This window comes from Streptomyces sp. NPDC025833, assembly GCF_055558055.1.
In genome coordinates this window covers 174,243-198,635 of the sequence record NZ_JBVHNF010000017.1, presented here as the reverse complement: position 1 = coordinate 198,635, position 24,393 = coordinate 174,243, and the positions used below count along the sequence as shown (strand labels likewise).

19 protein-coding genes are annotated in these 24,393 nt (G+C 74.8%); 9 read left to right on the top strand and 10 right to left on the bottom strand.

Features of this window, described 5'->3' with window-relative positions; genetic code table 11:
- Positions 1–128: 128 nt before the first annotated feature.
- Together ACZ4K2_RS28775 and ACZ4K2_RS28770 are read left to right on the top strand one after the other, a co-directional pair.
- On the top strand, positions 129–1,001 hold the full coding sequence (locus ACZ4K2_RS28775) for an ABC transporter ATP-binding protein (RefSeq protein WP_467477420.1): 873 nt from the start codon (positions 129–131) through the stop codon (positions 999–1,001).
- Entirely contained in the window at positions 998–3,526 is a 2,529-nt protein-coding gene (locus ACZ4K2_RS28770; RefSeq protein WP_467477418.1) for an ABC transporter permease, read from the top strand. The genes ACZ4K2_RS28775 and ACZ4K2_RS28770 overlap by 4 nt, the downstream gene beginning before the upstream one ends.
- 133 nt (positions 3,527–3,659) lie before the next feature.
- Here the strand turns inward: ACZ4K2_RS28770 and ACZ4K2_RS28765 are convergent, their stop codons facing one another.
- The 7 genes from ACZ4K2_RS28765 to ACZ4K2_RS28735 form a co-directional block, all read right to left on the bottom strand.
- Complete coding sequence (locus tag ACZ4K2_RS28765; RefSeq protein ID WP_467477415.1) at positions 3,660–4,667, bottom strand: methyltransferase; 1,008 nt, start codon at positions 4,665–4,667, stop codon at positions 3,660–3,662.
- Positions 4,660–5,355 carry a DUF6875 domain-containing protein gene (locus tag ACZ4K2_RS28760; RefSeq protein ID WP_467477413.1) on the bottom strand — a complete coding sequence of 232 codons (696 nt, stop codon included), beginning with the start codon at positions 5,353–5,355 and terminating at the stop codon, positions 4,660–4,662. Before ACZ4K2_RS28760 ends, ACZ4K2_RS28765 begins: the two co-directional genes overlap by 8 nt.
- Before the next feature lie 116 nt (positions 5,356–5,471).
- Positions 5,472–5,993: a YbaK/EbsC family protein gene (locus ACZ4K2_RS28755; protein ID WP_467477411.1), complete on the bottom strand. Its 522-nt coding sequence runs from the start codon at positions 5,991–5,993 to the stop codon at positions 5,472–5,474.
- A 10-nt stretch (positions 5,994–6,003) separates the two neighbouring features.
- The gene (gene pdxR, locus ACZ4K2_RS28750; protein WP_467477409.1) at positions 6,004–7,422 is read right to left on the bottom strand and encodes a MocR-like pyridoxine biosynthesis transcription factor PdxR; all 1,419 of its coding nucleotides are present in this window, start codon (positions 7,420–7,422) and stop codon (positions 6,004–6,006) included.
- Between the two features lie 38 nt (positions 7,423–7,460).
- Complete coding sequence (locus ACZ4K2_RS28745) at positions 7,461–8,051, bottom strand: flavin reductase family protein (protein ID WP_467477406.1); 591 nt, start codon at positions 8,049–8,051, stop codon at positions 7,461–7,463.
- Between the two features lie 248 nt (positions 8,052–8,299).
- On the bottom strand, positions 8,300–9,844 hold the full coding sequence (locus ACZ4K2_RS28740) for a tryptophan halogenase family protein (RefSeq protein WP_467477403.1): 1,545 nt from the start codon (positions 9,842–9,844) through the stop codon (positions 8,300–8,302).
- 163 nt (positions 9,845–10,007) lie between these two features.
- Entirely contained in the window at positions 10,008–11,363 is a 1,356-nt protein-coding gene (locus tag ACZ4K2_RS28735) for a class II 3-deoxy-7-phosphoheptulonate synthase (RefSeq protein WP_467477399.1), read from the bottom strand.
- A 711-nt stretch (positions 11,364–12,074) separates the two neighbouring features.
- On the opposite strand from ACZ4K2_RS28735, the gene trpD reads away from it, so the two are divergent.
- From trpD to ACZ4K2_RS28700, 7 genes are all read left to right on the top strand, one after another.
- Positions 12,075–13,157, top strand: a complete 1,083-nt coding sequence (gene trpD / locus ACZ4K2_RS28730) for an anthranilate phosphoribosyltransferase (protein WP_467477396.1) — start codon at positions 12,075–12,077, stop codon at positions 13,155–13,157.
- 320 nt (positions 13,158–13,477) lie between these two features.
- Positions 13,478–15,547: a non-ribosomal peptide synthetase gene (locus ACZ4K2_RS28725; protein WP_467477439.1), complete on the top strand. Its 2,070-nt coding sequence runs from the start codon at positions 13,478–13,480 to the stop codon at positions 15,545–15,547.
- A gap of 1 nt (position 15,548) precedes the next feature.
- The gene (locus ACZ4K2_RS28720) at positions 15,549–16,565 is read left to right on the top strand and encodes a TauD/TfdA family dioxygenase (RefSeq protein ID WP_467477393.1); all 1,017 of its coding nucleotides are present in this window, start codon (positions 15,549–15,551) and stop codon (positions 16,563–16,565) included.
- A 21-nt stretch (positions 16,566–16,586) separates the two neighbouring features.
- Positions 16,587–17,624, top strand: a complete 1,038-nt coding sequence (gene sbnB, locus ACZ4K2_RS28715) for a 2,3-diaminopropionate biosynthesis protein SbnB (RefSeq protein WP_467477437.1) — start codon at positions 16,587–16,589, stop codon at positions 17,622–17,624.
- A gap of 41 nt (positions 17,625–17,665) precedes the next feature.
- The gene (gene sbnA / locus ACZ4K2_RS28710) at positions 17,666–18,655 is read left to right on the top strand and encodes a 2,3-diaminopropionate biosynthesis protein SbnA (RefSeq protein WP_467477390.1); all 990 of its coding nucleotides are present in this window, start codon (positions 17,666–17,668) and stop codon (positions 18,653–18,655) included.
- Between the two features lie 120 nt (positions 18,656–18,775).
- On the top strand, positions 18,776–18,982 hold the full coding sequence (locus ACZ4K2_RS28705) for an MbtH family protein (RefSeq protein WP_467477386.1): 207 nt from the start codon (positions 18,776–18,778) through the stop codon (positions 18,980–18,982).
- Between the two features lie 5 nt (positions 18,983–18,987).
- Positions 18,988–19,971 (top strand): TauD/TfdA family dioxygenase, encoded by a 984-nt coding sequence (locus ACZ4K2_RS28700; RefSeq protein ID WP_467477384.1) that lies wholly within the window; start codon positions 18,988–18,990, stop codon positions 19,969–19,971.
- A 139-nt stretch (positions 19,972–20,110) separates the two neighbouring features.
- On the opposite strand, the gene ACZ4K2_RS28695 is transcribed toward ACZ4K2_RS28700, so the two are convergent.
- From ACZ4K2_RS28695 to ACZ4K2_RS28685, 3 genes are all read right to left on the bottom strand, one after another.
- Complete coding sequence (locus ACZ4K2_RS28695; RefSeq protein ID WP_467477382.1) at positions 20,111–22,285, bottom strand: AfsR/SARP family transcriptional regulator; 2,175 nt, start codon at positions 22,283–22,285, stop codon at positions 20,111–20,113.
- Between the two features lie 232 nt (positions 22,286–22,517).
- The gene (locus ACZ4K2_RS28690) at positions 22,518–23,351 is read right to left on the bottom strand and encodes an ABC transporter permease (RefSeq protein WP_467477379.1); all 834 of its coding nucleotides are present in this window, start codon (positions 23,349–23,351) and stop codon (positions 22,518–22,520) included.
- Positions 23,348–24,304 (bottom strand): ATP-binding cassette domain-containing protein, encoded by a 957-nt coding sequence (locus ACZ4K2_RS28685; protein WP_467477377.1) that lies wholly within the window; start codon positions 24,302–24,304, stop codon positions 23,348–23,350. Before ACZ4K2_RS28685 ends, ACZ4K2_RS28690 begins: the two co-directional genes overlap by 4 nt.
- Positions 24,305–24,393 lie beyond the last annotated feature (89 nt).

Genomic DNA, 24,393 nt, shown 5'->3' with positions numbered 1-24,393 from the left:
ATTTACGGCGTGTGGGTGGCTCGTGCGGGCACCTGGCGCCGCCCTAGGGTCGCTGGTGCCGGCACGTTCCGCCCTCCTACCGGCGGGGCGGGCCGGCCCACGCCCCCCCGCGAAGGAGAGGACCTCCCATGTTTCGTCGTTCCCGGCAGCCGCACCCCGAGGGAGGGGGGCGGGCCGAGGCCGGCCCCGTGCCGGGCCGCGGGCGGGGGGCCTGGGCCGGTGACGGCCCGGGCGGCGCGGCGGTGACGCTGCGGGACGTGCACCGGCGCTACGGCCGGGGCGGTACTGCGGTGCACGCCCTGCGCGGTGTCAGCGTCGCGCTGCCGAAGGGCAGTTTCACCGCGGTGATGGGGCCGTCCGGGTCCGGCAAGAGCACCTTCCTGCAGTGCGCGGCGGGTCTGGACCGGCCCAACTCCGGGTCGGTGCTGCTCGGCGACACGGAGCTGACGAAGATGCGGGAGAACAAGCTCAGCGACATCCGGCTGAACCGGCTCGGCTTCGTGTTCCAGCAGTTCAACCTGATGCCCGCGCTGAACGTGCACCAGAACGTGGAGCTGCCGCTCAAGCTCGCGGGCCGCCCGGTGGACCGGTCCCGCACCGAGCAGATCCTGGCCCGGGTGGGGCTGCCCGACCGGGGCCGGCACCGGCCGGGCGAGCTGTCGGGCGGTCAGCAGCAGCGTGTGGCCATCGCCCGCGCGCTGATCACCGACCCTGACGTGATCTTCGCGGACGAGCCCACCGGGGCCCTGGACACCGGTACCGCGGCCGAGGTCCTCGCGCTGCTGCGGGAGGCGGTCGACGGCCTGGGCGCGACCGTGGTGATGGTGACGCACGAGCCGAACGCGGCGGCCTGGGCGGACCAGGTGCTGTTCCTGGTCGACGGCCGGAACACCGACGAGCTGACGCTGAGCGACCCGCAGGAGATCTCCGCCCGGCTGCGGGCGCTGACCGCTCCCGCGGCGGGTCCCGGCACGGTGGGCGGAAGGCGGGGCCAGGCATGAGCACCGGACTCGCCCGCGCCCAGATCCGTTCGCGCCCCTCCGCGTTCATCGGCACGTTCGTCGCGCTCCTCTTCGGCGCCCTGGTGATCATCTGCTGCGGTCACCTGTTGTTCGCCGCGGCCGACGCCGACCAGGCGCCCGAGCGGTACGCGGCGGTGCCGGTGCTGGTCGCGCCCGACTCCGAGGCGGACGGCCGGCCGGTGCCGGACCGGGCCCGGGTGGACGCCTCCCTGGCGGCCCGGATCTCCGCGCTGCCGCAGGTGGCGGCCGCCGTCGCGGACACCGCGTTCCCCGTGACCGTGTCCGCCGGGGACCGGGCGCCGGTGGTGGCCGACGGCCGGCCGGTGTCCACCGTCCGCTTCGCCGCCGCGGGAGGCGACGCCACACCGCCCGCGCTGGACGCGGGGCGCCTCGCGCTGGACGCGGGCACCGCCCGGGAGCTGGGCGTGACCCGGGGGGCCGCGGTGCGGGTGACCGCGGCGCAGGGCACCGTCTCCTACCGGCTCGGCGCCGTCGTCGACACGCCGCGGCCCGGGGTCTTCTTCCCGGACGCCGAGGCGTGGCGGATGTCCGGCCACCCGGGCCGGGCGGACGCCATCGCCGTGCTGCCGAAGCCGGGTGTCCCGGCCGACCGGCTGGCCGGGCAGGTGCGCAAGGCGGCGGGGTCGGCGCGGGTGCTGACCAGCGCGGGCGACCGCAACGCCGTGGAGCACCCGGACTTCTCGGTGCTCCAGGAGAACACCATCGGCATGTTCGGGGCGATGGGCGGCCTGAGCCTCTACATCGCGATCTTCGTGGTGGCGAACACCATGGCGCTGTCCATCTCGCAGCGCCAGCGGGAGACCGCCCTGCTGCGCGGCATCGGCGCCCGCCCGGCCCAGATCCGGCGGACGGCGGCCGCGGAGGCGTCGCTGGTGGCGGTGCTGGCCGTGGCGGTGGCCGTCCTGCCCGGCTACCTGCTGGCGCGGGTGCTGTTCGACGCCATGGAGTCGCGGCACCTGATGCCGCCGGGCTCGCGGCTGGAGTTCACCTGGATCCCGGTGGCGGTGGCCGCGTTCGCCGGTCTGCTCGCCGCCGTGCCGGGCAGTCTCATCGCCTCGTTCCGCGCGGCCCGCAGCCGTCCCGCGCAGGCCCTCGGCGAGGCCGCGGTGCCCCGGCGCGGCATCGGCCCGATCCGCCTGGTGATCGGTCTGGCGGCCCTGGCGGGCGCCGTGCTGCTGACCGTCACCGTGCTGGCCGGCGGGGGGACGACGGCGAACAACGCCGCGCCGTTCGTCCTGCTGCTGTTCATGGTGGCGGTGTCGCTGCTCGGTCCGCTCCTCGCCCGCTTCGCCACCGAGGTCCTCGGCCTGCCGCTGCGGCTGACCGGCGTCACCGGGGAGCTGGCCACGCTCAACGGCCGGGCGCGGGCCCGCAGGCTGTCGTCGGCGATCGTGCCGGTGGCGCTGGTGGTGGCCTTCGGGGTGACCAAGGTGGGGCAGCAGACCTCGCTGTCGCACGAGTCGCGGGTGCAGAGCGAGGCCGCGCTGTCCGCCGACCGGGTGGTGGCGGCGCCCGGCGGGCTGCCGCAGGACCTGGCGGAGCGCGCCGCGCGGGTGCCCGGTGTGGCCGCGGCGACCGGCGTCACCGACCTGGGGCTGCTGGTGGGGCCGGGCGGCAGGGACGCCCGGCCGGGGAAGGACTCCGTGCAGGCCCGCGCCTTCACCGGGGCGGGCGGGCGGCTGGCCCGGAACCTGGACCCGGACGTGGTGTCCGGGTCGCTGGCCGGGGTGCGTGCGGCGGGCGACGGGTCCGCGGCCGGCACCGTCGCCGTCGAGCAGCGGCTCGCGGACCGGGTGGACACCGCGGTGGGCCGCCCGATCACCCTGTGGCTGGGTGACGGCACCCGGATCCGTCCCGTGGTCGCGGCGACGTACCGGCGGGGCACGGGCGTCGGTGACGTGCTGCTGCCCGCGGCCACCGTCGCCGGGCACCTGACCTCGCCGCTGGCCGACCGGATCCTGGTGCGCGCCGAGGGCACGCCGTCCGCCGCGCTCGACCGGGACCTGGAGTCGGCCGTGGCCGGCACGCCGGGGGCCACCGTGCGGACGGCGCGGGCGTTCACCCAGGCCACGGAGGAGGAGACGGAGCAGTTCGCCTGGCTGGAGGCCATGGCGCTGGGCGTCATCACCGGTTTCGCGGGCATCGCCGCGGCGAACACCCTCGCCATGGTGACGTTCGAACGGCTGCGGGAGGTGTCGATGCTGCGGCTGATCGGCATGAGCCCGCGCCGGCTGCGCCGGGTGGTGCGGCTGGAGGCGCTGACGGTCGTCCTGGCCGGTCTGGGCATCGGCATGGTGATCGCGCTGATCATCCTGCGCCCGCTGGTGCAGGCGGCCACCGGGGCGTCCTTCCCCTACCTGCCGCCGGCGCTGCCGGCCGTGGTCGCGGCGGTCGCGCTGGTGGTGGGGCTGGCGGCCACGATGCTGCCGCTGCGGCGGCTGCTGCGGGTGCGGCCCACCGAGGGGGTCACACGGCGCGCCTGACCGCCACGCGCACGGGCCGCACGGAGGGAACCCTGCGGAGGGGCCCGTACGGAAGGAGCCCCGGGACGACTGTCCCGGGGCTCCGTCCCCTTCTTCGGGCGGGGTGGCGGCGCCGTCCGTGCGGGTGTGCCGCTCAGTCCTTGGGGGCGAGCACCACGGCGGACAGTTCCCCGCCGTGCTCGACGGCGCGCAGGGCGAGCCCGGCGACCGCGGCCAGCCCGGTCCACTCGGCGCGGGTGCGTTCCCGCCCGCCGGTCATCGCCATCATCCACATGTCGTCCATGCGGCGCGGGTCGGGCCCGCTGTCGTCCAGGACGCGCTCCAGCAGGACGACGGTGGCGTCCGCGGAGGTGCGGCGGGCCGCCTCGGCGCAGCCGGCGAGGATGCCGGCGGCCGTGTCGTCGGGCCAGTCGTGCAGGATGCTGCCGAGTACGTAGGTGTCGTGGCCCTCGGGGACGAAGGTCCGCATGTCGCCGGGCTCGGCGCGGAACCGGCCCGGGTAGCGGCGGGACAGGTCCCCGGGGACGAGGTCCACCACGTCCGGCAGGTCGGTCAGGGTGACGTGCAGCCGGTCGTCGCCGGCCAGCAGCAGCTCGCTGAGCCCGCCGGTGCCGCCGCCCAGGTCCAGCACGCGGGGGCCGCTGTGCCGCAGCAGCGCCGGGACGAGGGGCCGGTAGAGCTGGTGGGCCCGCATCCGCATGTGCTCGTGGAAGGTCCGCAGGGCCTCGCGGTCGTCGCCGAGGCTGTCGAAGATGGCGGTGCCGTGGGCGAGTTCGTAGCCGGGGCGGCCGTCGGCGACCGTCCGCGCGAACGGGCCCCAGGCGGTGAACAGGGAGTTGTCGGAGAACTCGGCGCGCAGGCTGCCCGGCGTGTCGGAGCGCAGCAGGGTGCCGGCCGGGGTGAGGCGGACGGTGCCGCCGGCGTCGACGTGGAGGACGTCGAGTGTCTCGGCGGCGCGGACCAGGCGGGTCAGCCGGTCCGGGTGCAGGCCGAGCGCGTCGGCCAGGGCGCCCGCGTCGATGCCGTCCGGCGGCACCCGGTCGGCGACGCGCAGGGCGCACAGCGCGTACAGCACGCGGCTGGGCGCGATGTCGAACAGCCCGGCGAGCCGGCGGCGTTCGTGGTCCAGCGGGTCAGACACGGGCACGGGCGTCCTCCCCCGCCTGGGTCCGGGTGTCCCGGGCGGCCGGGGCGCCGGCGTCGTCCGCCGGTCCGGCCGCGGCCTCCCGCTCGGCCTGCGCGCGGGAGGTCGCGTAGAGCTGCGCCCAGGGGGCGACCGCCGCGTCGCCGAACCGGTCGTGCCACACGTCGAGGTAGGTGAGCCGGTCGGCGGCCGGGATCGAGGGGAAGACCAGGAAGAGGATGTCCGTGATCACCATGGTGCGTACGGCGAGCAGCGGGTGCGGGGCGGCGAGCGGCCGGAAGGACGGGTTGTGAATTCCCGGCATGGGGTGCCCGGGAAAGAACTCGCCCACCATCTTGCCGTCCGCTATCGCCTCGGCCTTCAGCGCCTGCTGGACGTCGAGGACCAGCGCGGCGCGGGTGCTCTCGTCGGTGCCGACGGGCACCATGACGAACGAGTTGTAGACGTTGTCACCGGTGGCGTCCTCGCCGAGCCGGGCGAGTGCGGAGCGGGCGGTGGTCTCCAGCCGCCGCCGTCCCCGCGGACCGCTCACGTCGACGGAACTCAGCGCGGCCCGGCCGAGTTTCAGGGACTGTTCCATGAAAGGGCACACGGCGCCCTTGCGGCCGAGATCGGCATGCGGTCGCGTCAGGAAGGACCGCAGCCACACCGCCGTCTCGCCGACGAGATCGCTCTGACTTTCCATCGCATTCATGACGAGTGCTGCACCCCACACCGGACATCGTTTTCGGACCGTGAAAGAGGCCGGGCTTTTTCACGCTTTCGACGACGACGCTAGAGACTGCCTTTATCGCGGGGGTATCACAGGGCGGCGGCGGCCCGCGGGGGCTCGGCGACCGGCATCACCTCCGGGTCGGCCAGGGTGCGGTAGTCCGCGGAGGCGAGCGCCACGGACAGGTCCAGCCGGGCGGCGTTGAAGTACAGGGTGGGCTCGTCGAAGAGCGCGGGGTCGGCGAGGACCGGCAGCCGGTCGTCGAACGAGAAGGGGATGATGCTGCCGCTGACGCAGCCGGTGAGCGCCTCGGCCACCTCGCGCCGGGCCAGCCGCGCCCCGGTCCCGCCGCACCCGCGGGCGACGCGTGCGAAGTCCACCCGCCGGTCGCCCGGGACCACGGTGAGCACCTGCCGTCGCGCGGCGGACGCGCCGCCGGTGACGGTGACGACCATGCACTTGGCGGCGGCCGGCAGCGGGTGCCCGCGCAGGGCGCTGGCCCGCACGGTCTGTCCTTCGGGCGGGTGCTCCAGGAGGGTGAAGCGGGCTTCGCTCTCCTGGAGCAGGCGGAGCAGCCGGTCGGACGCGGTGTGTTCGGTCAGTGGGGGCACGGGGTTCTCCTCATGGCGGGTGTGGTGGCCGGGGGCCGCCCGGCAGGCCGGCGCGGGCCCGCCCGAGGGCCGCGACGGCCTCCGGGAGGGCGGCGCCGGGCACGGCCGCGCAGCCGATGACGAGGGCGGGCGGGGCGGGCCTGGTGTCGTGGCGGAAGTGGGCGCCGCCCCGGACCAGGACCGAGTGGCGCAGGGCCGCGGCGACCAGCCGGGACTCGTCGACGTGCCGGGGCAGTTCGACGTAGGCGTGCAGACCGGCCGCCGCGCCGAGGAGGCGGGCGTCCGGCAGGTGGGTGCGGACCGCGCGTTCCAGCAGGGCGCGGCGGGCCCGCAGCCGGGCCCGGCGGCGGCGCAGGTGGCGGTCGAAGGCGCCGGAGACGAGCAGTTCGGTGAAGGCGAGCTGGGTGAGGATCTCGCAGCCGAGGTCCCGCCGGGCGCGGGTCCGTTCCAGCAGGGCCGTCAGCCGGGGCGGGACGGCGATCCAGGCCAGCCGCAGCGCGGGCGACAGGGACTTGCTCGCGGTGCCGGCGTACAGCACCCGGTCCGGGCCGAGCCGTTGCAGGGCGAGCGGCCGGGGGGTGTCGTCGAACCACAGCTCGCCGTCGTAGTCGTCCTCGACGACGAAGCCGTCGACGTCCTCCGCCCAGCGGACGAGGGCCGCCCGGCGTTCGGCGCCGAGCGTGGCCCCGGTGGGGAACTGGTGCGCGGGGGTGACGAGCACGGCCCGGACGCCGGTGCGGGCGAGGGCGGCCACGTCGATGCCGTCCTCGTCCACGGGCACGGAGCGGACGCGCAGTCCGGCCTCGGCGACGAACCGGCGCTGCCGGTGGTGGCAGGGGTCCTCCATGCCCAGCGCGTCGATGCCGAGGCGGGGCAGGGCCGCGCCGAGCAGGCTGAGCACCTGGGCGAAGCCGGAGGTCACCATGATCTGGCGGGGGGTGGTGCGCACGCCCCGGGTGCGGCCGAGGTAGCCGGCCAGTTCGGTGCGCAGGGCGGTCGCCCCGGACAGCGGCGGGTAGCCGAGTTCGCGGGCTCCCGCGCCGGCCAGGGCCTGCTGGTAGGCGGCCAGCCATGCGCGCTGCGGGAAGGCCGTGCCGTCGACGGCGCCGGGCCGCAGGTCCCAGCGGACGTCGGGGACGACGCCGTCGTCGAGGAGGGTGGGGACGGCGGACGGGGGCAGGTGCGGGGAGATCCAGGTGCCGGAGCCGCGCAGGGCCTCCAGGTAGCCCTCCGCGATGAGCTGTCCGTACGCCTCCACGACCACGCTGCGGGAGACGTGGAGGTCCTCCGCGAGCTGGCGGCTGGAGGGGAGCCGGACGCCCGGGCGGAGGCTGCCCTCGGCGATCTCCTGCCGGATGGTGGACTGGATCTGCGCGGTCAGCGGCACCGGGGCGTCCCGGGTGACGTCGATCAGGGTCTGCCAGGGCACCTCAGGGCCTCCCGTCCCGGGTGTCCGTGCGCGGCCGGTCAGCCGTGGTCACCGCCGGCCCCTCCTTCCCGCGGGGCGCCGCTCGCCTCGCGGTCGCCGGCCGCGGCCGGCCAGGCGTGGTAGCGGCGCAGCCCGTACAGCAGCGGAGGGGCGTCGGCCAGCTCGCGGATGCCGTAGATCTCGCCGAAGACCATGCGCTGGGCGCCGACCCGGACGGTGTGGGTGACCGCGCAGTCGGCGACGGACCGGGCGGCGTCGCCGAGGTGCGGGCCGGCGGCTCCGGCCGGCAGGTCCCAGGCGACCCTGGAGAACCGCTCGGGATCGCCGGAGGCGAAGAGTTCGGCGGTGCCCCGGCCGTGGTGGTGGAGGAAGTTCACCGCGAAGCGGCCGGTGTCCAGGACCCGGAGCAGGGTGGGGCTCTCGGCCCGGACGCCGACGACCAGCGTGGGCGGTTCGGGGGTGACGCTGCACACGGCGGAACAGGTCATGCCGCAGGGGCCGGTGGCGCCGTCGCCGGCCGTGATGACGGTGACCCCGCTGGGGAAGCCGGCCATCAGCGTCCGGAAGCCGGCTCCGGTGGCGGGGGCCGGGCCGGTGCTGTGCCGGGGGGTGGAGGTGACAGGGGGCATGGCTCACCGTTCCGCTGGTCTGGGGCCCGGCTGGTCGCCGGCCGGGGCGGGGAGGGTGCGGGCGACGCGGCCGGCGGACCGCCGGGGACCGGGCCCGGCGCGCTCGGGCCCGGGCCGGGGGTGGCGGTCCCGGGGGCGGGGTGTTCCGCCCGTCCGCGCCGGGCGGCCGGCCACCGGTCCCGGGCCGCGGCCGGTGCACCCGCGGCGGTCCCGCTCCCCCGACGCGCCCGCCGCGGTGTCCCGGCGCGTCAGCGCATCCGCGACAGGTACTCGTACTGGCTGGGCAGCCGCTTGACGAGGTCGTGCGACAGGTCCTTGATCCGCCGGAACTCGTCGGCGGCGCGGGCGTCGTCCATGAGGGTGACCGCGTTGGCCGGCTTGAGCTCCAGGCCGCCGAGGCCGAGCAGCATCGACAGGTAGGAGTAGGGCTCGAAGCCGTGGTAGTGCGGGTAGATGGTCTCCGTCGAGGGCAGCTTGGCGCGCCACTGCTCCATCCGCTCGGCGAGGCCGTCGGGCAGCGCGCGGGTCTTGGCGTCGCGCCAGTAGGCGTTGTCGGTGCGGGCGGCGCAGTGGTAGTGCAGCACGAGGAACTCGCGGACGCCGTCCATGACGCGGGCCACGGCGGTGTTGTACGAGGTCCGCAGCCGCGGGTCCCAGTCGGCGCCCGGGAAGTGCTTGACCAGTTGCTCGATGCCGTGCTGGATGAAGAAGATGCCGGTCGACTCCAGCGGCTCGACGAAGCCGCTGGAGAGGCCGATCGCCACGCAGTTGTTCACCCAGGACTGGCGGGTGCGGCCGATCCGCATGCGGATGTGGTTCGCCTCCAGTTCCTCGGCGTCGGGTCCGACGAACTCGCGCAGGGTGCGCTCGGCCTCCTCCGGACCGCAGTAGTCGGAGGCGTAGACGTAGCCGGTGCCGATGCGGCCGTAGAGCGGGATGGTCCAGATCCAGCCGGCGTCCTGCGCGGTGGCGGTCGTGCAGGGGCGCAGGCCGCGCTTCTCCATGTCGACGGGGACGCGCAGGGCGACGGCGCTGTCGTTGGGCAGGGTGTCCTGGTAGGAGACGAAGGGCTCCTCCAGTGCCTGGTTGATCAGCAGGCCGCGGAAGCCGGTGCAGTCGATGAAGAGGTCACCGGTGAGGTCGCCGTGGTCCTTGGTGACGATGTGGCTGATCCAGCCGCGCTCGTCGCGGACCACGTCGAGCACGTCGTCCTCGATGTGGCGGGCGCCGCGCCCGGTGGCGTACTCGCAGAGGTGGTCGGCGAGCAGCGAGGCGTCGAACTGGTAGGCGTACGGGAACTGGGTGCCCTGCTCGGACAGGGTGGTCCGGTCCGGGGCGCCGCCGCGCTCCACGAACTCCTGCTCGAAGAGGGTGCCGTCCAGGAAGCGGGGCGAGCGCTCGTTGTCGACGATCGACGCCATCAGGAAGACGTCCCGGTCGAATCGCGCGCCGGGCCGCTTCGCCAGCCACCAGTCGGTGAGCGGGAATCCGTCCACGACGGGCAGCCGCTCGAACGGGTGGTAGAAGTAGTGGCCCTTCTCCCGCCAGTTCTCGAACCGGATACCGAGCTTGTACGTGGCATTGCACCTGGGCATCCACTCGTGCTCGGCCATACCCAGATAGTCGAAGAAGTGCCGGACCGTGCTGAAGGTGGCCTCGCCGACCCCGATGGTTTTGATCCGCTTGGATTCCACGAGGGTGACGGACACCTTGTCGCCGAGTGCTCGGCGCAGATAAGCGGCGGTCATCCAGCCCGACGTACCACCACCGACAATGACGATGTTTCCGAGCATGCATACCCTCCGATGAGAGCCGGTTCCGGATTTACCGCGACGGTTCGACACTGCCCCCACGGAAACAATGACGATTCGCCGGGGATGCTACGGAGCCGCTTTATCGAGTGCGCATCGGCTGAGCATCCGGCGGCCGCCGTCTGCTTTTCGGTGAGCGGGGGGATCAGTTCCGCATCATCTCCGCGACGGCGAACGCGAGTTCAAGGGACTGGGTGCGGTTCAGCCGGGGGTCGCATGCGGTCTCGTAACGGCGCGGCAGGTGCCGTTCGCGGATGCCGGCGCCGCCGCCGAGGCACTCGGTCACGTCGTCGCCGCTCAACTCGACGTGCAGGCCCCCGGCGTGGGTGCCCAGGGCGCGGTGGACCTCGAAGAAGCCGCGCACCTCGGCGAGGACGTCGTCGAACCGGCGGGTCTTCAGCCCGCTGCCGGTGGTGACGGTGTTGCCGTGCACCGGGTCGCACACCCAGCCGGCCGGGGCGCCCTCGGCACGGGCCCGCTCCACCAGCGCGGGCAGCACGTCGCGCACCCGGTCCGCGCCGGCCCGCACGACGAAGGTCAGCCGGCCCGGTTCGCGGCGCGGGTCGAGCCGGTCCAGGTAGCCGGGGATCTCGTCGGGGCGGGTGGCGGGCCCGAGTTTGACCGCGAGGGGGTTGGCGATCCCGGCGGCGTACGCGACGTGCGCGCCGTCCAGTGCCCGGGTGCGTTCGCCGATCCACAGCAGGTGGCCGCTGGTGGCGTAGCGGGCGCCGGTGCGCTCGTCGCGCCGGGTCAGCGGCTCCTCGTAGTCCAGCAGCAGTCCCTCGTGGCTGACGAAGAACTCGGCCGCGCGCAGTTCGGCGGGGGCGGCGCCGCTGGCGCGGATGAAGCGCAGCGCGCGGGTGATCTCGTCGGCCAGCCGCTCGTAGCGCCGGCCGGCCGGGCCGTCGATGAAGCCGCGGCTCCAGCGGTGGACCTCGTGCAGGTCGCCGGGGCCGCCGGTGGCGTAGGACCGGACCAGGTTGAGGACGCCCGCCGAGGCGGTGTAGGCGCGCAGCAGCCGGCCGGCGTCGGGGCGGCGGGCCGCGGCGGTGAACTCCGTGCCGTTGACCGCGTCGCCCCGGTAGGCCGGGAGGGTCGTGCCGTCGCGGGTCTCCACGGGCCGCGAGCGCGGCTTGGCGTACTGGCCGGCCATCCGGCCGACCTTGATCACGGGCACGCCCGCGCCGTAGCTGAGGGTGACCGCCATCTGGAGGAGGGTGGCGAGCTTGCCGACGACCGCGTCGGCCGTCGAGCCCGCGAACGTCTCGGCGCAGTCGCCGCCCTGGAGCAGGAACGCCTCGCCCCGGGCGACCGCCGCCATCCGGTCGCGCAGCCGGTCGCACTCGGCGGCGGCCACCAGGGGCGGCAGGGCGGAGAGTTCGGCGCGCACCCGGGCCAGCCGGTCCGGGTCGGGCCAGTCGGGCCGCTGCGCCGCGACGGGCGCCTGGGAGCCGGGACCGGTGCCCTGCGGGGCGAGGGCGGGGGAAGCGGGAGCGTGCACGGGTGACCTCCATGGGGATCGGTACGGAGCCGGTACGCGATGCGCGGGGCCGGCCCCCCCGCGTGGCGCGGGCGACGGGGTTGCCCGGGGGGAGGGGCGGGTCCGGGGTGCCCGGCGGGGAGGGCGGCGGCCGGGAGAAACCCCCGGCGGCCCGGCCCCGCCTCCGGTGGCACGGGCGCCGTACGGACCCCGTCCGGTGGCACGGGCGCCGTACCGGCCGCCCGGGGCCCATGCCGGCCGGGTACGGCGATTGCACCGACCGGGGGACGACAGCGTCAAGGGATTCCCGAGTGGTCCGGTGAAGCGGCGGCCAAGTGGTGTGGGCGCGGCCGGTCCGCGGCTGCTTTGCTGTGCCGGGTCCGCCCCTCCTGACGATCTTGGACGGATCCCCGCTCCCATGACGACACCTCACGCCTGCCCGACCGCCGCCGCCCCGGCCCGCCGGGCCGGACGGCCCCCGGTACCCGCACCCCCTACGCGACTCCCCCGCCACCGGCCCCCGGGCCCGTGCGCCCCGCCGGCCGGACCGCTCGGCGCGGACCGGCCACCGGAGCGCGGCCCCGGTACGAGCCCCGGCGCGGACCCCGCCCGGCCCGCCGCCCGGCATGTCGGCGCGGGCGCCCGGGCCGCCGTTCCCGCGGCCGGTTCCGGGCCGGCCGCCGCGCACCGGACCGGCCGGACGACGAGAGCGGGGCAGGCATGGAACGCGGGATGACCCCCCGGTACGCGGAACGGTCCTGGCCAGGGCTGATCGAGGCGCTGCTCGCCGGCCGGGACCTGACGCCGGACGACACCGCCTGGGCGCTGCGCCAGGTGATGTGCGGCGAGGTGCCGCCCGCCCGGCTGGCCGGGCTGCTGGTGGCACTGCGGGCCAAGGGCGAGGTGGCCGGGGAGGTCGAGGGCCTGCTGCGGACGCTGTACGAGCACGCGGTGCCGCTGCCCGTGCCGGGCCCGGTCCTCGACATCGTGGGCACGGGCGGCGACCGTTCGAACAGTGTGAACATCTCGACGATGGCGGCGATCGTCGCGGCCGGCGCCGGGGCGCGCGTGGTCAAGCACGGCGGCCGCGCGGCGTCCTCGGCGTGCGGCTCGGCGGACGTGCTGGAGGAACTGGGCGTCGTCCTCGACCTGCCGCCCGCCCGCCTGCCCGAGCTGGTCGAGGAGACCGGCCTCGTCTTCTGCTTCGCCCCCGTGTTCCATCCCGCGCTCCGGCACGCGGCACCGGTGCGCCGCGAACTCGGTGTGCCGACCGTGTTCAACCTGCTCGGCCCGCTGGCCAATCCGGCCCGGCCCGCCGCCCAGACGCTGGGCGTGGCCGATCCGCGGTCGGGTCCGCTCGCCGCCCGGGTGCTGGCCCGCCGCGGCACGTCCGGCCTGGTCGTCCGGGGCGACGACGGCATGGACGAGCTGACGGTCCACACCACCTCCACGGTGTGGACCGTCGCCGGGGGCGAGGTGACGACGACGGTCTTCGACCCGCGGGAGGTCGGCATCCCCCACGCCCCCGCGGGCGCGCTGCGCGGCGGCGACCGGACGTACAACGCGCGGGTGGCGCGGGACGTGCTGGCCGGTGCGCGCGGGCCCGTTCGGGACGCGGTGGTGCTGTCCGCCGCGGCCGGACTCGCCGCGCTGCGCCCGGACGGCCGGCCGGTCGCCGAACGCATCGCCGCCTGCCTGCCCGACGCCCGGCTGTCCATCGACTCCGGGGCCGCCGCGGAGCTGCTGGACCACTGGGTGCGCGTGTCGCGGATGATGGCCGACGGGGACCGTACACCGGTGTACGGGCGGCCGTGACCGGTCCGCCGGGGCCCGCCGGGCGCCCGGTATTGACCCCGTATCGGCCCCCGCGAGGCACATCGATAGGGCGGCGATATAGCCACCTCCTAACGTCGTCGACGCTCAGCGTGGAATCGGCCGCCGGTTCCGCGGTCCGACGGACTTCCGGTGTGGGGGCAACGCTTGTGAGTGACAGCGCGACGGGCGCGTCAGGCCAGGGGGAATCGCGGCCCGGATCTCCTCCCGCCGTGTCCGCGGAGCTCGCGGCCGCGATCGGCCGGGTGGCCGGGGAATGCGGTGTCGGGACCGAAACGGTGTGGCTCGCGGCGCGGGCCAAGGTGGCGGCCACCGTCTCCGGCTTCCACGAGGGCGCGGTGGAGGAGGGCACCTGGCGGGACCTGGTCGCCCGGGCGGCCACCCCGGCCGGGCGGGCCGAGGCCCTGCTGGCCTGGCAGGGCGCCCGGGCGCAGCGGTACGTGTCCGCCGAGCGGGTCGACGGCTACCTGCGCACGGCGCTCGGTCTGCTGACCGCCGCCCCGGACACCCCGCACCACGCGCGCGGCCTGCTCCCGGCCGAGGAGACGCGCACCCTCCTGGAGGAGTTCGCGGGACCGGTCCGGGAGCTGCCCGACCGCCGGTTCCACGAGCTGTTCGAGGAGCGGGTGCGCCGGCATCCCGACGCGGTCGCCGCGGTCCAGGGGGACCGCCGCTGGACCTACCGGGAGCTGAACGCCCGCGCCAACCGGATCGCGTGGTCGCTGCACCACCGCGGGCTGCGCCCGGAGGACGTGGTCGCCGTGGTGAGCGAACGCACCCTGGAGTGGCTGGCGGCGGTGGTCGGCGTGCTCAAGGCGGGCGGCTGCTACCTCCCGCTCGAACCGTCGTTCCCGGCCGACCGGATCGCCACGGTGCTGGCCCGCAGCGGCAGCCGCCGGGTGCTCGCCGGGCGCGGGGCGCCGTACCTGGACGCGGCACTCGCCGCACACCCCGGTGTGGAGCTGGCGTTCCTCGACGAGGTGCTGGCCGAGGACCGGTCCGAGGACGACCTCGGGCTGCCGGTCGCCGCCGGCCAGCTCGCGTACATCTACTTCACCTCCGGGTCCACCGGCGAGCCCAAGGGCGCGATGTGCGAGCACGCGGGCTTCCTCAACCACCTGTACGCCAAGATCGAGGACCTCGGGATGACCGAGGGCGAGGTGGTGGCGCAGACCGCCCCGCAGTGCTTCGACATCTCGCTGTGGCAGCTCGTGTCGGCCCTGCTGGTGGGCGGCCGGACGCACATCGTCGAGCAGGAGGCCGTCCTCGACGTCCACCGCTTCCTGGACACGCTGGAGGACGGCGGCGTCCAGGTGGCGCAGCTCGTGCCCTCCTACCTGGAGGTGGTCCTCTCGGCGCTGGCCGAGCGGCCGCGCCCGCTGCCCCGGCTGCGCTGCGTGTCCGCGACCGGCGAGGCCCTGAAGCGGGAGCTGGTCCAGCGCTGGTTCGACGTCCTGCCGTCGGTGCTGCTGGTGAACGCCTACGGGCTCACCGAGACCTCCGACGACACCAACCACGAGGTGATGGACCGGGTGCCCGAGGGCGGTTCGGTGCCGCTCGGCCGCGCGGTGCGCAACGTCCGCGTGTACGTGGTCGACGAGCGCCTGGCCCTGGTGCCGCTCGGCGTGCCGGGGGAGATCGTGTTCTCGGGCGTGTGCGTCGGCCGCGGCTACGTCAACGACGAGGCCCGCACCAAGGCGGCGTTCGGCCTCGACCCGTACCGCCCCGGCGAACGGCTGTACCGCTCGGGCGACTTCGGCCGCTGGCTGCCCGGCGGCACCCTGGAGTTCCTGGGCCGGCGCGACGCCCAGGTGAAGGTCAACGGCTTCCGCATCGAGATCGGCGAGATCGAGAACCGGCTGCTCCAGGTGGCGGGCGTACGGGACGGCGCGGTCGTCGTCGCGGGCCCGGCCGGGCGGCCGTACCTGGCCGGTTTCTACACCGGCGGCGAGGCGGTGTCCGCGGACGGGCCGCGCTCCGCGCTGGCCGAGGCGCTGCCCGGCTACATGGTGCCGCAGCGCCTGTACCGGCTCGACGCGCTGCCGCTCACGGCGAACGGCAAGACCGACCGCAAGGCGCTGACCCGGCTGGCAGCCGAGGCGGAACGCACCGCGGGCGCGGACGGTTTCGCGGCCCCGGCGTCGGACACCGAGCGCCGGGTCGCCGCCCTGTGGGCGGACCTGCTGCGGGTCCCGGTGGAGCGGATCGGCCGCGGGTCCCGGTTCACGGAGCTGGGCGGCACGTCCCTCACCGCCATCAAGCTGGCCGTCGCGCTGGACCGGGTGGTGTCGGTGGGGGAGCTGGCCCACACCCCGACCGTCGCCGAGGTGGCGGCGCTGCTGGAGCGGAAGACCGCCCAGAGAGGCACATGAGATGAGTTCCCTGTCCGTGCACGACCCCTCCGCCGCGGTGGCCGGGGACCCGGCCGCCGCCGGGCCGGACGCCCCGGCGCGCGCCCTGCCCGTGCTGACGGCGGGGCCCCTGCCGGGCTCCGCGGCCGACTGGGCGGCGCAGCGCCGGGACGAGGTCCACGCGCTGGTCGCCGAGTACGGCGCCGTGCTGCTGCGCGGCCTCGGTGTCGGCTCGCCGGCCGAGGTGGCCGGGGCCGCGGCGGCGCTGGGCATCGAGCCGATGACCGAGCGGGAGCGGTTCGCGCCGCGCCGTGTCCACGCCCCGGGCGTCTACTCGTCGTCGGAGTGGCCCGCCGACGAGCCGATGTGCATGCACCACGAGCTGAGCTACGCGGCCGAGGTGCCCGGCCTGATCCTGTTCGGCTGCCTGACCGCGCCGGCGAGCGGCGGCCTCACCCGGGTCGCCGACTCCCAGCAGGTGCTGCGGATGCTGCCGCCGGAGCTGGTCGCGCGGTTCGAGCGCGACGGCTGGCTGCTGTCCCGCGCCTACCACGAGATCGGGGTGCCCTGGCCGGATGCGTTCGGCACCGGGGACCGGGCGGCGGTCGACGCGTACTGCGCGGCGGCCGGCCTGGACCTCGAGTGGCTGCCGGACGGCCGGCTGCGCACCCGGCAGCGCCGGGCCGCCGTGCTGCCGCACCCGCGCACCGGGGTCCCGGTCTGGCTGAACCAGGCCGCCTTCCTGAACGAGCGGACCATGGACCCGGCGATCCGGGACTACCTGGTCGACGTGTACGGGCCCGACGGCCTGCCGTTCAACACGGCCTACGGGGACGGTGCGCCGATCACCGCCGAGACGGTGGAGACGATCAACGCCGCCTACCGGGCCGCCTCGATCGGGGAGCCGTGGCGAAGCGGCGACCTGCTGCTGGTGGACAACCTCCGCATGGCCCACAGCCGCGACCCGTACGAGGGCGACCGCGACGTCGTCGTGGTCCTCGGCGATCCGGTCCGGCTCGCCGGCCACGTCCTGTCCTAGTCCCTTCTCCGTGGAGCCATGATGTCCGTTTCCGACACCGCACCGTCGTTCGCGGTGATCTCCGGCAGCCAGGTGCACCGTGCCCTCCAGGGGCGGCACCGGGATGTCGTCGCCCTGGTCGAGGCCGCCTACCGCACCCACGGCGCGGGCGAGACCGTCAACCCGCCGTCGTACTTCCTGCGCTTCCCCGACCGCCCCACCGCGCGGATCATCGCGCTCCCGGCGTCGATCGGCGGGGAGAGCCGGGTGGACGGCATCAAGTGGATCTCCAGCTTCCCCGAGAACGTGGCCGCCGGCATCCCGCGCGCCTCGGCCGTGCTGATCCTCAACGACCGGGACACCGGCTACCCGCTGGCGTGCCTGGAGAGTTCCATCATCAGCGCGAGCCGTACCGCGGCCTCGGCGGCGCTCGCCGCCGACCGGCTCACCGCGGGCGGGGAGCGCCCCCGCCGCATCGGCATCTTCGGCGCGGGCCTCATCGCCCGGTACGTGTACGACTACCTCGCGGGCACCGGCTGGTCGTTCGACGAGATCGGCGTGCACGACCTGTCCGAGGAGCACGCCAGCGGGTTCGCCGCGTACCTGCGCCAGGCGTCCGGCGGTGCCGCGAAGGTGACGGTGCACGACCGTGCCGAGGACGCGGTGCGCGGCTCGGACCTGCTGGTCTTCGCGACGACGGCGGCCACCCCGCACGTCACCGACCCCTCCTGGTTCGAGCACCGCCCGCTGGTGCTGCACGTGTCGCTGCGCGACCTGTCGCCGGAGGTGATCCTCGCGTCGGCGAACATCGTCGACGACGTGGAGCACTGCCTGAAGGCGGACACCTCCGTGCACCTGACCGAACAGCGCACGGGGAACCGCGACTTCCTCGACGGCACCCTGGACGACGTGCTGACCGGCCGGGCGCGCCCGGGCCGGGACCGCCCGGTCGTCTTCTCCCCGTTCGGCCTCGGGGTGCTCGACCTGGCCGTCGGCAAGCACGTGTACGACACGGTGCGGGCCGCGGGGGAGCTCGCCGTGGTCGACGACTTCTTCCATGAGATGCGTCGGTACGGCTGAGCGGCCCGCATCCCCAACCGTGCACACCCGCGGGAGGCACAGTGCCGATCATCTCGGCTCCCCATGAGTTCAACGAGGACGATCTCTACGTCGATCTGGAACCGTCCCTCGGCGTCCCCCTCCACCTGAAGTGCGAGGGGTTCAACTTCTCGGGCTCGATCAAGCAGAAGGCCGCCCTCGAAATGATCGAGGCGGCCGAGCGGTCGGGTCTGCTCACCGCCGACTCGGTCCTGGTGGAGTCCTCCTCCGGCAACCTCGGTGTCGCGCTGAGCACGATCGCCGCGAGCAAGGGCTACCGGTTCGTGTGCGTCACCGACTCGCGCTGCAACCTCGCCACCCGGCAGATGATGGAGGCGCTCGGCGCCGAGGTGCGCATCATCACCGAGCCCCACCCCGAGGACGGTTACCTCGGGGCGCGGCTCGCCCACGTCCGGCAGCTCTGCGCGGGCGACGACCGGTACGTGTGGCTGAACCAGTACGTCAACGCGAACAACTGGCGGGCGCACCACCGGCTGACCGCGCCGCAGATCGCGCGGCGCTTCGCCGACCTGGAGGTGCTGTTCGTCGGCGCCGGCACCACCGGCACGCTGATGGGCTGTGCGCGCTGGTTCCGGGCGCACCGGCCCGAGGTGCGGATCGTCGCGGTGGACAGCGTCGGCTCGGTCATCTTCGGCGGCACCCCCGAGACCCGGATGATCCCGGGGCTGGGCGCCGGTGTGCGGCCGCCGCTGCTGGACGAGTCGTTCGTGGACGACGTCGTGCACGTGCCGGAGATCGACACGATCCGGGCCTGCCGGCGGCTGGTCGAACGGGGTTTCCTGTTCGGCGGCTCCACCGGGACGGTGGTCGCCGGCGCGCAGCGCTGGTTCGCCGGGCGCGGTCCCGGCCGCCGCGGCGGCACCGCCGTGGCCATCGCGCCCGACCTGGGCGAGCGCTATCTCGACACGGTCTACCAGACCACCTGGGTGCACCGGCTGTACGGCTCGGACGCACTCGACCTGGACGGGGCGATGGCCGCCGGGGCGCCCTGACGCCACCGCCCGCCCCGCGCGGGACGGCCCCGGACCCGGCCGTCCCGGCGGCACCCCTGGTCCCGCCCGGGCGGGACCACTCGCGAAACACCCGAGAGCACCACGGAGAGAGGTACCCCCATGAGCAATCCGTTCGAGAACCCGGACGGGCGCTACCTGGTCCTGGTCAACGACGAGGGCCAGTACTCGCTGTGGCCCGCCTTCGCCGAGGTCCCGGCCGGCTGGACGGTGGCCCAGCAGGAGGCCGGGCACGCGGAGAGCCTCGCGTTCATCAACGAGAACTGGACCGACATGCGCCCGCGCAGTGTCGTCGAGGCGATGGGCTGACCGGGATGACGACGACAACGGCGAGTGATGCGGAGCCGGGCGTCCTCGGTACGGGCGCTGACGACCGGCTGCTGACGGAGCGCCTGGCGGGCTGGCTGGCCGACCGGCCGGGCGCCGCCGTGGACGACCCGGCGTGGCTGGCCACGGTCCGGCGGGCCTGGCCGGAGCTGCCGGCCGGGCTGATCACCGGGCTGCGGGAGTTCCGGCGCGACTCCGGCCCGACCGGCACCATGGTGGTCCGGGGGCTGCCGGTCGGTGCGGAGGACCTGCCGCCGACCCCGTCGCGGCCGGGTTCGGTGCAGCGCGAGACCACCGTGGGCGCGGCGGTGCTGACCCTGGTCGCCAGCGGTCTCGGCGATCCGGGGGCGTTCAGGGCCGAGAAGAGCGGGGCGATCGTGCAGGACGTCGTCCCGGTGCCGGGGAAGGAGGAGGACCAGAGCAACGCGGGCTCCGTGCTGCTCAGTTTCCACACGGAGAACGCCTTCCACCCGCACCGGCCGGACTTCGTGCTGCTGCTGTGCCTGCGGGCCGACCACGAGGGGGTGGCCGAACTGCGCACCTCCTGCGTCCGGCAGGTCCTTCCGCTGCTGACGGAGGAGTCGCGGCAGGCCCTGTTCCGCGCGGAGTTCGTCACCGCGCCGCCGCCCTCGTTCGGCGGGCACGACGGCGGTACGGAGCCGCGCGCGGTGCTGTACGGGGCTCCCGGGGACCCGGACCTCTGCGTCGACCTGGCGGCCACCGAGCCGTTGACGGAGCTCGGCCGGGCCGCCCTGGACGAGCTGGGCGGGCTGTTCGAGCGCACGGCCCGGGGGCTGCGGCTGGCGCCGGGCGATCTGGCGATCGTCGACAACCGGGTCACCGTGCACGGACGGTCCTCGTTCCGGCCCCGCTACGACGGACTGGACCGCTGGCTCCAGCGCACCTTCGTCTTCACCGACCTGCGCCGGTCGCGGGGCTTCCGGCAGGACGACGGCCACGTGCTGGACTGAGCGGACGGGGTGCCCGGGGTGGGGGGGCCGCCCGGCGGGCCCCCCCCCCCCCCCCCCCCCCCCCCCCCCCGGGGGGGGGGGCCCGGGGGGGGCGCCCCCCCCCCCGGGGCCGGGGGGGGGGCCCCCCCCCGCCGCGCGCTCAGGCCGCGGGGGCCCGTGGTGGGCGCGCGACGGTGACGCACGCCTCGGGACGCTCCAGCACCAGGGTGGCGAGGGCCTCGCTGACCCGGTCCATGCCGTGGTGGGCCGCCTGGTCGATGACCGAGATGAGGGCCTGCCGTTCGGCCCGCAGCCAGTCCGACGGGTACCGCGCCAGTCTGCCGTAGAGCGCGGTGTCGGCCGGGCCGCCCGGTGTCACGCCCGGGCCCCGGGGGTCGAGGGTGCCGCGCTCCGCGCGCCGGGCGTGCTCGGCGAGGGTCCGCCAGCCGTCGAAGGCGCGGCTCAGCGCGGAGCGCCGGTCCAGGACGCTCTCGTGCCGGTGGGCGAGCTCCTTGGCGTACAGCCGGGAGAGGGTGCGGAAGCGGTAGCGGGGCTCCCCCGTCCCGTCGAAGCCCGCCACGGCCAGCAGTTGGGCGGCGAGGAGCTGGTCGATCAGCTTCTCGGTGCCGGCCGGGTCCCGGCCCAGCAGTGCCGCGCCGACCCAGGCGGCGAAGTCCGGTGCCTCCAGCAGGCCGAGCCTGCGGTAGAGGAGGGCGGCGTCCGGGGACAGGGAGCGGTAGCTGAGCGCGAAGGCGGAGCGGACCTGCGTGCCGGCGACGCTGAGTTCGTCGAGCCGGGTCTGCTCCGGGGTGAGCCGGGAGACCAGGTAGCCGATCGGCCAGTGCGGTTTGGCCGCCAGCCGGGCGGCGGCGACCCGGACCGTGAGGGGCAGCCGGTCGCACAGGTCGACGAGCTGGACGGCGTCCGGCCGGGCGGCCTCGACCCGGGCCGCGCCGACGACGCGTCCGAGCAGGCAGACCGCCTCCTGCACGGGCAGGGCGTCCACGCCGATGCGGACGGCGCCGTGCCGGATCAGCAGTTGCTCCAGCTCGCCCCGGCTGGTGACCAGGACGCAGCAGCGCGAGCCGCCGGGGATCAGGGTGCGGATCTGGTCGAACGCCTGGGCGTTGTCCAGCACGATCAGCACCCGGCGGCCGGCGAGGACGCTGCGGTACAGCGCGACCCGCTCGGCCGTCGAGGTGGGGATCTCCGGGCCGGGTACGCCCAGCGAGGACAGGAACCTGCCCAGCACCGCGTCGGCCGTGGGCGGTTCCTGGTGCTCCTGCTGGGCCCCCAGGTCGGCGAAGAGCAGCCCGTCGGGGAAGCGCTCGGCGACCCGGTGCGCCCAGTGGATGGCCAGGCCGCTCTTGCCGGCCCCCGCGGGGCCGGTGATGAGTCCGACCGAGAGCGGGGTGTGGGCGTCCTGGTCGTCGCCGACCAGCCGGCCGAGGGCCGTGAGCTGCGGGCCGCGCCCGACGAAGTCGGGTACGTCGGCGGGCAGTTCCATCGGCATCCGGCGTTCGGCGGCGGACGCCTTCGGCACGGCGGTGGCGGGAGTGACGAGGCCGGGGTCGTCCTGGAGGATCGCGGTGTGCAGCTCCTGGAGTTCCGGGCCGGGTTCCAGGCCGAGCCCCTCGACGGACTGCTCCCATCCCTCGCGGAAGGTCTCCATCGCCTCCGCCCGGCGGCCGACCCGGTACTGGGCCAGCATCAGGGCGTGGCGGGAACGCTCCCGCAGCGGGTGGTCGCGGACCACGGAGACGAGTCCGGGGATGATGTCGCGGTGGTGGCCCAGTTCGAGCTGGACCTCCACGAAGCTGTCGTAGGTGGCCAGGCGCAGTTCCTCCAGGCGCTGGATCTCGTCCTCGATCTGGGTGCCCGCCACGCCCGCGAGCGCCGGGCCCTGCCACAGGCCGAGCGCCTCCTCGTAGAGGGCGGCGGCGTCGGTGGGACGCTGCTGCCGGACGGCGTCCTGGGCGTCGGCGACCAGCCGGTCGAACTCGGTGACGTCCAGGTAGTGGTGGTCGAGGGCGAGGACGTAGCCGGGGTGGGCGGTGAGGATGACCTCGTCGTCACACCCCTCGGCCTTGAACCTCTTGCGCAGCGCGGCGATGCAGATGGCCACCTGGGTGCGCGCCGTGGCCGGCGGCCTGCCGTTCCAGACCGCTTCGACCAGCGTGTCGACCGAGACGACGTTGCCCGGATGCAGTAAAAGCATCGCCAGGATGGTCCGCTGCCGTGAGCCCCCGATCGGAACCGGGCGGCCCTGCGCCGTGACGGAGAGCGGACCGAGAATTTTGAAGTGAAGTTGCGGTTGCCCTGTCCCTGAGCCCATATATCCCCCGTATCTTCTTGCGGTTTCTCCGCTCGGGGTCCGGGTAGACGCCGCAGCGGAGCGACACGCGTTGAAGAGATTGTCAACACCAGCCGGGCCGGCAGCCGGAGTGCAGCCGTCGGGCATCGGCCGGTAAGCGCTTCACAGGTCTTTCGAAGCGTCCAAAATATTACGACACGACAGCGTCACGCGGGCCCTGGCCGACCGGCCCGGGCGCCGCGGGCACCACCTCTCAGGCCCGGCGGGTGTAGCGGCGCACGGCCAGCGGGGCGAAGACCAGCAGGATTCCACATGTCCACGCCAAAGCGCCGAGGAGATTCCCGGCGACCGGCCCTCCCACCATCAGCCCACGGCACGCGTCGACCACCAGAGTGGTGGGGTTGACCTGGGCGAACGCCTGGAGCCAGCCGGGCATCGTCTCCGGGTCGGCGAACATCGAACTGCCGAATTGGAGTGGGATCATCCACAGGAAACCCATGGACTGAACGGCCTGGGGACTGCGGATCGCCAGACCGACGAAAGCGGCGATCCAGGACAGCGACAGCCCATAGAGCATAAGCAGCGCAAGGGCGCCAAGTACGCACAAGGGATTCGTATGCATACGGAACCCGATGGCCAATGCGAAAAGCAGAATGACCGCCTGTCCGAGCGCCAATCGACACAAGTCGGCCAGAATCCGCCCGGACAGCACCGCGGACCGCGCAATCGGCAGGGAACGGAACCGGTCCATGACCCCGGTGCTGAAGTCCAGGTTCAGCGCCACCCCGGTGACCTGGGCGGCGAAACCCGCGACCTGCACCATGATACCGGGGATCAAATACTGTCGGTAATCGGCCTGGTTCCCCCCGATGGCCCCGCCGAAGACGTAGACGAAAATCAGCGTGAACACCATCGGCATCAGCGTGGCGTCCAGGAGCTGCGAGGGGTCGTACCGCAGCTGCACGAGATTGCGCCGGGCGATCGCCAGCGCGTGACCGGCGGCCGCCCGCGGCCCCACCCGGCGCGCGGCGGCGCGGCCCTCCTCCTTCCGGGTCCGGTCCGGCGAGGTCAGCAGCGTCGCGGTCATCCGGTCGTCCGTCCTTCCGTCGGCGCGCCCCCCGTGAGGGTCAGGAACACCTCGTCGAGGCTGGGGGTGTGGGTGTCGAGGGCGTCCATCGCCACGCCCGAGGCGGTGAGCGCGTGCACCGCGGCCGTGAGATCCCCGTCCCGGGCCAGCGGCAGGCAGACCAGTCCCTCGGCGGGGTCCACGGTGGCCGTGCCCTCCCCCGCGGCGCTCAGCCGCCGGGCCACCTCGGCGAGGTCGGCGCCGCCGCCCGGGCGGACCCGCAGCACCTGCCCGCCGACCCGCGCCCGCAGTTCCGCGGCCGTGCCGCCGGCGATCATCCGGCCGCGGTCGATCACGGCGATCCGGTCCGCCAGGGCCTCCGCCTCCTCCATGTACTGCGTGGTGAGCAGCACCGTCGTGCCGCGCGCGACCAAGTCACGGACCATGTCCCACAGTTCGTTGCGGCTGCGGGGATCGAGGCCGGTGGTGGGCTCGTCCAGGTAGAGCACCTCCGGTTCACCGACGAGACTCGCCGCGAGGTCGAGGCGGCGGCGCATGCCCCCGGAGTAGTCGCGCGGCAGCCGGCGGGCCGCGTCGGTCAGCCGGAACCGCTCCAGCAGTTCGTCCGCCAGGGCCCGGGCGCGCCGCCGGGGAAGCCGCAGCAGCCGGCCGATCATGTAGAGGTTGTCCCAGCCGGGGATGGCCTCGTCCACCGAGGCGTACTGGCCGGTGAGCCCGATGCGGGCGCGCACCTGGAGCGCCTCCGCGACCACGTCGTGGCCCGCGACCCGGGCGCGGCCCCCGTCGGGACGGATCAGCGTGGCCAGCATCCGGACGATGGTGGTCTTACCGGCGCCGTTGGGTCCCAGCAGACCGAGCACGGTCCCCGCCGGGACCGTCAGGTCGACCCCGTCCACGGCCCGGTTCCCGTCGAACTCCTTGACTAGGCCCTCGGTCTCGATGGCAGCGGTCACGGGATCTCCTGACGGACGAGTGGATCTCGGGTCCGTCCGAAGGACCACGAAGATCCAGTCGCACGGCTTTCGGACATCCTTCGAACACC